Below are 10,442 nucleotides of genomic sequence, written 5' to 3' on the forward strand. Positions count from 1 at the left end.
TGCCTACCGCCCGCTGCCCATTTTCTCAATCACTCTCGCGCCGCCAACGCAGCGAAACGCGCTGGTCGCCGCTGCTGAGGAAGCTCGTGATGAGCACCAGGCGCGGGCGGATCGTCCATTCGACGGTCGATTGCGCTTCGCCGAGCCCGGTGCGTGCGACTTCGATGTAGACGTCCCGCGTAAGGTAAACGCCGCCGGCGACGAGGAAGCCGCCGTCTTCGTCCTGGCGCACATTGAACCGGTCGAGCCCGGCCGCCGCGCGTGCGGCGTCAACCAAGTCAAGCGACGCGTTGCCCGAAAGAGCCGCGAGGCTCGCGGCGAGCTGCGCCGCTTCCAGCGCCGAGAGATCCTCGACCGAACGGCCGAACAGCACTTGCGGCAGGATTTCATCCTCTGGCAGTCCAGGGTCGCTGGTGAAGGACACTTCTGGATCACGCGCCGTGCCCGTGAGGTGCGCGTAAGCGGTGAGGTCGGCTGTGTCGCGCGTCGCGCGCAGATTGATCTCCGCGTCGAGCGGATCGCCGTTGAAGGTTATCCGTGAGTCGTCCTCGATTTCGAACGGCTGGCCGGAGAGGGCGAGGGTGCCGCGCACGGTGCGCGCTTCGCCGTAGACGAGCGGATTGCGCGACGTGCCGGCCAGCCTGAGATCGAGCGCCCATTCCGCATCGACCCCACGTCCACGTGTAAACACGCGCCCAGGCGCAGTCACGCGCACGTCGAGCGTCGTTGCCCCGTTGCGGCGCGGCGCGATTTCAATCTCGCCGTAATCCTCTTCGTCGGGCCGATTGATCTCCACGACGTCGATCGTCGGGATGCCCGCATCGGGGCTGGATGCGATATCGAGTTCAGCCGAGCTGATATTGAGGGCGCCGGTCAGCGAGGAGTGCAGCCCTTCCCACACCAGCTCCAATTCGCCACTCGCCACCGCGCGCGCATCGGGCCGATCGGCGACGCGCAGATCCTGTACGTTCACCGCGATGCGCCCTTCGCGTTGGTTGGCGCTGCCGCCCGTCGCTGTGAGTCGCCCGCCGCGCGGACCCGCTGCCGCGAAATTTTCGATCGTCACGCCGCGATCGTCGAGCGCTATGCGCGCATCGAGGTCGACGAGTCTGATGCCGGTGAGCTTGTCTTCGAAACGGCCATCGACAATCTCGATGTGGCCATCGCCAGAAAGATAGCCAGCGCCAAACGCGATTTCGCCTTCTCCGTCGAGTTGACCCTGCAGCGACTGGTCGGGCAGTCGCGCAGCGGCCCAGAGACTCTCAGCAGGTCCCCGCACCGACCATTCCGCGCGTCCGCGCCGTTCGCGGGCGAGCGCAATGCGGATCGGCGCAGCACTCGTCTCTACCGGCGCGTCCGCTTCAAACCGCGCGACGAGACCTTCTGTGGACGTGGCGTTCACGTTGGCGCGCAAGCGGCTCGGATCGAGGTCGGCGACGATGTGCATGTCCAGGCGACCACGTTGTCGTCCAGCAAAGCGCGCATCGTCGAGCCGCACATCGGCGGCCCCGCTCAGGCCGCCGCCTCGGTTGGCGAGGGTAACGCGTCCATCGATGCGACCCTCGGCGCGCTCACCCCAGATTTGCGCCAACGGCATCAACGGCGCGTCCTCAATCTGCGCCGTGCCGGACAGGGCGCGCCCGCGTTCCTCCCATTGCGCTTGTACGACACCGTCGCCGATCGCGACATTCATTGACGCGTCCATGCGACCGTTGCGCCAGGCGGCTTGGATGGGCGCCCGCGTGAATATTTCGGCGTCCGCGAGCGTGCCGCGCCCCTCGACGCGCAGCGTGTTTTCGCCGTCGAGATCAAGCGCCGCGCCGCCTGCGAAGGCGAGCGGCGCCTGTCGCAAGCGTCCACGCATGTCAAAGCGCGCGGCAATCGCGTTAAACGGCCCCTCGGCGCGAAGGTTCGCCGCGCGCACACGCAACTCGCCCATGCGTGCGTCGGCGATCTGCGCGTCGAGGATCAACGTCTCCGGCGTCAGCGAAAGATCGCCCAACATGCGGCCTGTCACACCAGGCACGAGCCCGTCGATGAGCCCATTGACGGCCAGTTCGGCGCTGACCCCTTCGCTGCCGAACATGGCCGAACCTTGCGCCCGCATCGCCGCGACCTGAGCATCGAGATTGTCCAACGCAACAGCGCCGCGGACGAGGGCGACGTTCGAACTGGCGCTGACAGGCTGCCCGGACGTCGCGCCCTGCACTTGAGCGCGGCCGGTGTAGCCGTCGGCGCCGGGGGCCAGCGTCAGGGTAAGGGTGGGCTGTTCAATCACGACGCCGCCGGCGCTGAAACTCGACATGCTCGCATTGGCGGTCAGAGTCGGCTGCGCGATGCGGCCGGTGAGGCGGCCTGTGGCGTCGATCACACCGGCGATCTCTGCGCCGCCCAGATCAAGCGGTCCGCGCGCGCTTGCTTCCAGCGCCAAGTCCGCTTGTCCTCTGACAACGCGTCCGGTCGCGGCCGCGCGCAGCTTCGCGCCGTCAATGCGTGCATGCGAAACGGTGAGGCCGCCATTCTCGGCGCGCAGTCGCGCGTCGAGGCGCGGCGATGAGCCGAGCAATTGCGGCACGATCTGGGGTGCGCCGCCGACGCGTTCACCTGCGCCTTGAATGGTGACGGTCCAGCTCCGCGCGGGGGCGACGTTCTCGGCGAACGCCCGCCAACGGCCGCCAATCTGTCCCTGCATGTTACGCGAGAATGCAGCCAGCGTGTTCACTCGCCACTCGCCAGCAAACTCGCCGTCGCTGCGGTTGGTCCAGCCTTGCGCCTGCATGTCCAGGGCGTCGCTGGTCAATTGCGCGCGCGACAATTCAAAGCGCCCGCGCCTGCGATCGAAGGACATCTCCGTGCGAAGCCGCGCGCGCGTGAAAATCGGCGCCGTCCGCGCGGGCGCGCGGAGGTCGGCCTCCAGCTGGAAGAGCTCTGGCGAAAGCGACATTTCCACCGGCCCGCGTAGGGGGGTACTCTGTCCGAACGCGTTCACGCTTTCCGCGTCCAGCGTCCCTTGAATGGCGGTGGCGCCGCGTGCGCGTCTTAACTCGCCCTCAAGGCGCGCCGCGCCGAGCTCAAAGGGGGATTCGCGCGCGATGTCGGAGACGCGATTGCTCGTCGCGACGAGACGCGCCGGGCCCACAAGCTGGCGCTCGGCGTCGAGTTCGCCTTGGAGATCCAGCGCCAGAAAATTGGTTTCCGCGCGTAGGGTGAATTCGCCCAGGCGCGCCCCAGATGCTTGAAGCGAGGCGGCGTCGCCAATCCGCGCGGCGAGGGCCTGGAAGCTGGGCAGTAGATCAAGACGTCCGCGCGCCTCGAGTGTCCATTCCATAGGCGTCCATCGCGCCGCCCCCTCGAGCAGAGACGTTTCGCCAATCCGTGCGGCGAATGTGGCGGCGCCTGTCTGTGCATCGCCTTCGCTCCGGGCCTGAGCGCGCACGCTTTGCTCCGGCACGCCCAAGGCGCGGGCAAAAACACCGCCAGCGTCTCCGCGCGCATCCAAGCGCAACGCGTATTCGATGTCAGGTCGGTAGACGGCCGCGAGGTGATCGGCATCGGAATCCGTGCGGCGGAGATTGAGATCAAGGCCCTCCAGCGAGCGATCGCGGTAGTCCAGGGCGAGATCGACGGAGAACGTCGCCGGCTCGCCAAGAACCGCCTCTTCCAGCGCAAGCGTTTCGACCTCCAACGCGCCAATACGCACGTCGAAGCTCGCTCCACTTGATGGACGCTTCTCCAACAAAGCGGGCTGGCGGAAGATTGTGATGCTTCGCGCGCGCGCCACGTCGAGCCGCACCGCGCCAAACGCAATGTCTTGCGGCCGCCAGCCGAGCGCGACATCGCGGGCTTCGATCCAGACGCCTTCCTCGTCCTCGAGAGTGACGCGCCCGGCGCGCAGATCACCCAGCCAGCCGCCGCGAACTTCGTGCACCTCGATACGTCCCAGCCGCCAGACGCGCTGTCCGTCGGCAAGCTGGTCCACGATCCAGGCGGCGCCCGGCCCAATCGCTGTCGCCAAGCCCGCGCCGACGGCAACGCCGCCCGCCGCATACGCCCACCAGCGTCGCCGTTTCCGCTTCGGAGTCTCGGGCGCATCGCTCATCAGAACGCCTGCCCGAGGCTGATATAGAGCGCGAAATCCGCATCCGATTCGTCGCCGTCCAGCGGGAAGGCGATGTCGGCGCGCAAGGGTGCGAAGCCCAAATCGTAGCGCACGCCAAAACCGGCGCCGTAGCTCAAATCGGTCGCTTCACCCCAATCGTCAAACGCCGCGCCGCCATCCAGGAAGGCGGCCACGCCCCAGCGCTCGGTCAGGCGCCAACGCACTTCGAGTGAACCTTCGAGCAAACCCTGACCGCCGGGCGTCAGGCCGAGCAAATCGCGCTCGGCGGGATAGATGGAGTTGTATTCGTAGCCGCGCACGGATCCGCCGCCGCCCGCGTAGAAGCGCCGATCCGGCGGCACGTCGTTCACATCACCAGACACCGCTTCGAGCCAGCCCGCCTTGATGCGCGCGGCGAGCGTGATGCTGTCCTCGCGGCCGAACGATTCATAGATGCGCCCTTCGGCGGTGCCGCGCACGAAGCCCAGTGTTTCGTCGCCCGTCGACACCGAAGGCTCGACGCGCAATTCCACCAACGAGCCATCGCGCGGATCGAGCGTGTAGCCGGTTGAATCATTCCGCACATTCGCGAAGCCCGACAGCACGACTGCGTCGCGGATGCTGCCCTGCAGATCATCATATTGGTCGGCGGCAAGTTGAACGCCGTAGCTCAGCCCAAGCCGCAGCCTCGTCGAGGCATCCACCGAACCGTAGAGCGCCACGCCCTGGCGCGTGTAAGCCTCCAGCGCTTCGCGCTCCGCTGTCGCGCCGAAAGTGACTGTGTGGCCTAATCCCGCCGCGTGTGGCCGCGCAAGTTCAACGCTTACTCCTTGGGTGAGTTCGGCCAGCGTGCCTTCGACAGTCAGCGCATCGGCGCGTCCCGTGAAGTTGCGGCGCGTCCAAGCAGCTTGCACGCCGACGCCCTCGGTCGTCGAGTAGCCGACTCCAAGCTCGTACGCGTTACGTTTCGCGGGCTCTAGCTCGATAATCACATCCCTGACGCCATCTGCGTTCGGGGCATCGAGGCGCGTTGTCACACGAGACACCGCGCCGGTCGCACTCAGATCTCGGCGCAAGCGCTGCAGCGCGTCTGGCGTGTACGCTTCGCCGTCGTCCCAATTCTGCAGGTCGCTGATGAATCCCGGGCGAAAGACGTCCGCAGGCTCCGCTCGAACCGCGCCCAACCGCGCCACGCTGCCGGCGTTGAAGCGGAAGTCCGTGGAGACGCGTGCGGTGGCATGATCCACCACCACACGCCGTTCGCCCGAGTTGGCGTCCGCATAGCCGGCGTTCTGCAACGCCGCGAGCGCGCTGCTTTCGGCCAGCAGCACCGCTTCAGCGCGCGCCGCCTCGCCCGCCTGCACGGGCTCCAGCGCAGTCCGCGCGGCCTCCGCGCTGGCTTGATCCGGCGATGCGCCGATAAAGGTGATTTGCGGCGCCTCGAAGCGAAAGCGGGGACCGGGCGCGATCACCAGTCGCGCTGACACGGGCTCTTCGTTCGCTTCCGGTGTCACGATCGCTGCGTAATAGCCCTCGGAGCGCAACCACGCGCGCGCGCGCGATGCGGCTTCCTCTGCGATGCGTTCGGCTTCGAATAGACTCGTCGGCGTCTCGCGATCGGGCAGCAGATTGAGGATCGCTTCGCGCGTTTCCTCGTCGGCGCCTTCCATGATGACGGGCGAATCCGCCCATGCGGGCGGGGCGTCGGCGGCGAAGCCGATCACCGCGGCCAAGGCGGCTGGAAGGACGGGAAAAAGGCGCATCGCGAGCTTCAGCAATGCTCGCGCGACGACGGTTAGCGCATCATTAACCATAAGGCCCGGCCTGCGTTCTGCGGCCAGGCCAAATTACTTACAAAATCAAGACGTAAGGAAGGCAGTCGGCGAACTTGCCGCGCTTTAACCCCAAGGCCCCTTCGGACGCCCGCTACGCGCGCCCCAAGGGCCGGTATCAGAGGCTTGCTGGGCGCTCATCGTTGGTCGACCGAAACGGCGCGCGATCTCGCTCAGTTGGGCGATGCGGTTCCTCGTATTGGGGTGAGTGGAGAACAAATTGTCCGCGCCCCGACCCGAGAGTGGGTTGATGATGAAGAGGTGCGCCATCGCCGGGTTGCGCTCGGCGTCCATGTTCACGCGCTGGCGTGCGTAAGCTTCGATCTTCTCCAACGCCCGCGCCAACGCTTCTGGTTCGCCGCCAATCTCCGCGCCAATGCGGTCGGCTTCGTACTCGCGCGCGCGGCTGATCGCCATCTGCACCAACGACGCCGCGATCGGCGCCAGGAACATAATCGCCAAACCGACCAACGGATTGCGGTCGCGATCGCCGAAGAAGAGCGCGAAATTGGCCAGCATCGCCACCGCGCCCGCAATCGTCGCCGTCACGGTCATCGTCAGCGTGTCGCGGTTTTTCACGTGCGCGAGTTCGTGCGCCATCACGCCGCGAATTTCGTCGCGCGACAAAAGCCCAAGCAAGCCGCTCGTCGCGGCCACGGCGGCATTCTGGGGATCGCGACCGGTCGCGAACGCATTGGGTTGCGGGTTGTCGATAATGTATATCTTTGGCGGCGGTATATCAGCCCGCTGCGCGAGCGCCAGCGTGTCCTCGTAATAGGCGCGCACCCGAGGATCGGGGTGGCCCGGCGCCACCGGCTGCGCGCGGAAATGGCGCAGTACCATCTTGTCGGCATTCCAGTACGCGAACGCGTTCATCGCGGCTGCGACAACCAGAGCGATCAGCATGCCGCCGGTTCCGCCGACCAGATAACCGACGCCGCCAAACAGCGCCGTCATCGCGGCCAGCAGGATGTAGGTCTTGAGATGGTTCATCTTTCTCCTCACGTACGAGCGATGATATCGAGTGCGTACAGGTGAGGTTCAATATGGACGATGCGAAACCGGACGCTGCGGAGCCCGCAAAGGAGCCCAAGGTGCTAACACCGGAGGCCCAGCGCGCGCTCGCGGAGGCAGCGGAGCGTCGCCGCGAGGCCGAAAAGCTCGCCAAGGAGATTGGCGGCCCTAGCGGCCCGGAACCGACCCGTTATGGCGACTGGGAGCGCAAAGGCATCGTCTCGGATTTTTGACAAGGATGAACGCTGGACGCCTCGGCAACGGAAAAGCCGTCCCGCTAACCAAACCACAAGCCCCCTGGTCGCAATGATTTGCCCCTCTAGGTGAAAAGGCGTAAACGCGCGCCCCGGGATCGGGCCGCATTGTCCGCCCGAAGGGGAACACGACATGGCGCAGGCGTCCGCCGACGCGCCCAAGCCGGAAAGAAATGCAGAAAGCGGCGGCCACGGCCACGCTGCGCATACCGGATTCTGGGCGCTCCTCATCGGCTCGATCGGCGTCGTCTATGGCGACATCGGCACCAGCCCGCTCTACGCGTTGCGCGAGTGCCTGCGCATCGTCACCAACGATTATGCGACACTGCCGACGCGCGCAGAAGTGATAGGCATCGTGTCGCTGATCTTCTGGGCGCTCATCATCGTCGTCACCATCAAATCGGTGTTCGTGCTGCTGCGCCTTGATAACAAGGGAGAGGGCGGGACGCTCTCTCTCATGGCGCTGGTGCGCAAGGCGTTCGAGAAGCCGAGTGTTTTCCTGCTCGGGGCGGGGATGCTGGGCGCTTCTCTCTTCTATGCAGACGCGCTGATTACGCCTGCGATCTCCGTCATCTCGTCGGTTGAGGGCTTGCGCGCCGTGCCTGGTGTGGAGGCCTATATCAATCCGTGGATACTGCCGATCAGTATCGTCATACTGATCGCGTTGTTCTTCGTTCAGAGCCACGGCACAGCGAAAATCGGCGCCCTGTTTGGCCCCATCACCTTGGTATGGTTTCTAACCATGGCGGCGCTCGGTGTTCTGCATATTGCCGATGACCCCGGCATAATTGAAGCGCTTTCGCCCGCGCCGGCATTGGCGTTTTTCGTTAGTCATGCGGGCCTTTCGTTCGTCGTGCTCGGCGCGGTTTTTTTAGCCGTCACCGGCGCGGAAGCCCTCTACGCCGATATGGGCCATTTCGGCCGAAAGCCTATCAGCCGTGCTTGGATTTTCGTGATCCTGCCGTGCCTCACGCTCAATTATCTTGGGCAGGGGGCATTGGCGCTCTCGAATCCGCAGGCGCTCGATAATCTCTTCTTTATGCTGGCGCCCGATTGGGCGCGACTGCCGGTCGTGTTGCTGGCGACGATGGCCACGATTATCGCCAGCCAAGCGGTGATAACGGGCGCCTTCTCCATTACGCAACAGGCCATTCAGCTCGGCATCCTGCCGCGCATGGAAATTCGCCGGACATCCGAGACCCAGGCCGGTCAGATTTATATGCCGCAAGTCAATTGGCTGATGCTTGCGGGCGTTCTCATCCTGGCGCTGGCGTTTGGTTCGTCCAGCCGCCTGGCTTCAGCGTATGGCATCGCCGTGTCGGGTGAGATGCTGGTGTCGACCGCGCTGATCTTCTTCGCGATCTGGAAGCTCTGGAAACGTCCCGTATGGCTGGCGGCGGTGGCCTGCGCGCCGTTTGCCTTGATCGAAATGACGTTCTTTTCGTCCAATATGCTGAAGGTGTGGTCAGGCGGCTTCGTACCCTTGATGGTGGCGATGGGACTCGTGCTGATTATGTGGACGTGGGTGCGCGGTTCGCGCCTGCTGGCCGAGACCGTGCGTCGCGACGAACCGCTCGCAAAACTGTTCGAGACACTCTCACACCACCCGCCGCACCGCGTGCGTGGCGCGGCGATTTTCTTGACTGGTGATCCGGAGGTGGCGCCGGCGGCGCTGCTACACAACCTAAAACATAATCAGGTGCTGCACGAGCAGATCATCATCCTAACGGTGCGGACGCTCGGCGCCCCGCGCGCACCCGAGAGTGAGCGCGTGAAGATCGAGGACTTTATGCCGGACGTAAAGCGCGTCCAGCTCACGTTCGGCTTTATGGAAACACCGAACGTCGTCAAAGCGCTCACCGAAGCGCGCAAGCACGGCCTGAAGTTCGATATCATGAAGACGAGCTTCTTCCTCTCCCGTCGCACCATCGTGCCAAGCGAGAAGAGCGGCATGCCGCTCTGGCAGGATCACCTCTTCATCTTCCTCGCCCGCAACGCCACCAACGCGACGGACTTCTTCCACATCCCGTCCGGACGGGCCGTGGAGTTGGGCAATCAGGTGATGGTGTGACGCCTGCCGCGTTGATTTGAACGCGTGCTTGTGAAAGGAAAGCCCCGCTTTTCAATGCGGGAACGCGCGTCATGTCTCAGTCCAAGGTCAACAAGGTTGTGCTCGCCTATTCGGGCGGCCTCGACACCTCCATCATCCTGAAATGGCTGCAGGAGACCTATGGCTGTGAGGTCGTCACCTTTACCGCTGACCTCGGCCAGGGCGAGGAGCTGGAGCCCGCCCGCGCGAAGGCGATCAAAGCCGGTGTGAAGCCGGAGAACATCTTCATCGACGATCTGCGCGAGGAATTTGTCCGCGACTTCGTCTTTCCGATGTTCCGCGCCAACACGCTCTATGAAGGCCAATACCTGCTCGGCACCTCGATCGCGCGCCCGCTGATCGCCAAGCGCCAAATCGAGATCGCTAACCTCGTGGGCGCCGACGCCGTGAGCCACGGCGCCACCGGCAAGGGCAATGATCAGGTCCGCTTCGAGGTCAGCTATTACGCGCTGAAGCCGGACGTGAAGGTGATCGCGCCATGGCGCGAGTGGGAATTCGAGGGTCGCCCCGCGCTGCTCGATTACGCGCGCAAGCACGGCATCGAGATCGCTAAGAACAAAGAACAAGAAGCGCCGTTCTCGATCGACGCGAACCTGCTGCACACCTCGTCCGAAGGGCTCGTGCTTGAGGACCCGGACGTTGAAGTGCCGGATATCGTCTCCAAGCGCGGCGATCGCCGCACCATCACGCCGGAAGAGGCGCCCGACCAAGCTGAGGTCATCACCCTCAATTTCGAGCGCGGCGATCTCGTCGCCATCAATGGCAAGCCGATGAAGGCGCACGAGCTGCTCACCGAACTCAATCGCCTCGGCGCCAAGCACGGTATTGGCGGCCTTGATCTGGTCGAGAACCGCTATGTCGGCATGAAGTCGCGAGGCTGCTATGAAACGCCGGGCGGGACGATCATGCTGAAGGCGCATCGTGCGATCGAATCCGTCTGCCTCGACCGCGAAGTCGCGCACCTGAAGGACGACTTGATGCCCCGCTATGCCAGTCTGGTCTACAACGGCTACTGGTGGGCACCCGAGCGCAAGGCGCTGCAGGTGCTGATCGATCACACGCAGCAGGTCGTCAACGGCTGGGTGCGTGTCAAGCTGTACAAGGGCAACGTCATCGTTGTCGGACGCGACTCG

The 10,442-nt window shown here is 64.8% G+C and carries 6 protein-coding genes; 3 read left to right on the forward strand and 3 right to left on the reverse strand.

The window, feature by feature from the left end:
* Positions 1–25: 25 nt before the first annotated feature.
* The 3 genes from VF769_RS00555 to htpX all read right to left on the reverse strand — a co-directional run bounded on the left by VF769_RS00555 (position 26) and on the right by htpX (position 6,924).
* Entirely contained in the window at positions 26–4,099 is a 4,074-nt protein-coding gene (locus tag VF769_RS00555; protein WP_331006416.1) for a translocation/assembly module TamB domain-containing protein, read from the reverse strand.
* A complete protein-coding gene (locus VF769_RS00560; RefSeq protein ID WP_331006417.1) occupies positions 4,099–5,862 on the reverse strand; it encodes an autotransporter assembly complex protein TamA in 1,764 nt (587 codons plus the stop codon). Before VF769_RS00560 ends, VF769_RS00555 begins: the two co-directional genes overlap by 1 nt.
* 135 nt (positions 5,863–5,997) lie before the next feature.
* Complete coding sequence (gene htpX / locus VF769_RS00565) at positions 5,998–6,924, reverse strand: zinc metalloprotease HtpX (protein ID WP_331006418.1); 927 nt, start codon at positions 6,922–6,924, stop codon at positions 5,998–6,000.
* Positions 6,925–6,977: 53 nt separating this feature from the next.
* Between htpX and VF769_RS00570 the strand changes: the two genes are divergently transcribed.
* From VF769_RS00570 to VF769_RS00580, 3 genes are all read left to right on the forward strand, one after another.
* On the forward strand, positions 6,978–7,178 hold the full coding sequence (locus VF769_RS00570) for a succinate dehydrogenase assembly factor 4 (RefSeq protein ID WP_331006419.1): 201 nt from the start codon (positions 6,978–6,980) through the stop codon (positions 7,176–7,178).
* Positions 7,179–7,332: 154 nt separating this feature from the next.
* On the forward strand, positions 7,333–9,270 hold the full coding sequence (locus VF769_RS00575; RefSeq protein ID WP_331006420.1) for a potassium transporter Kup: 1,938 nt from the start codon (positions 7,333–7,335) through the stop codon (positions 9,268–9,270).
* Positions 9,271–9,341: 71 nt separating this feature from the next.
* A partial coding sequence (locus tag VF769_RS00580; RefSeq protein ID WP_331006421.1) for an argininosuccinate synthase occupies positions 9,342–10,442 on the forward strand: 1,101 nt, incomplete at its 3' end.

This window comes from Vitreimonas sp. (assembly GCF_036392335.1).
Lineage (GTDB): Bacteria > Pseudomonadota > Alphaproteobacteria > Caulobacterales > Aquidulcibacteraceae > Vitreimonas.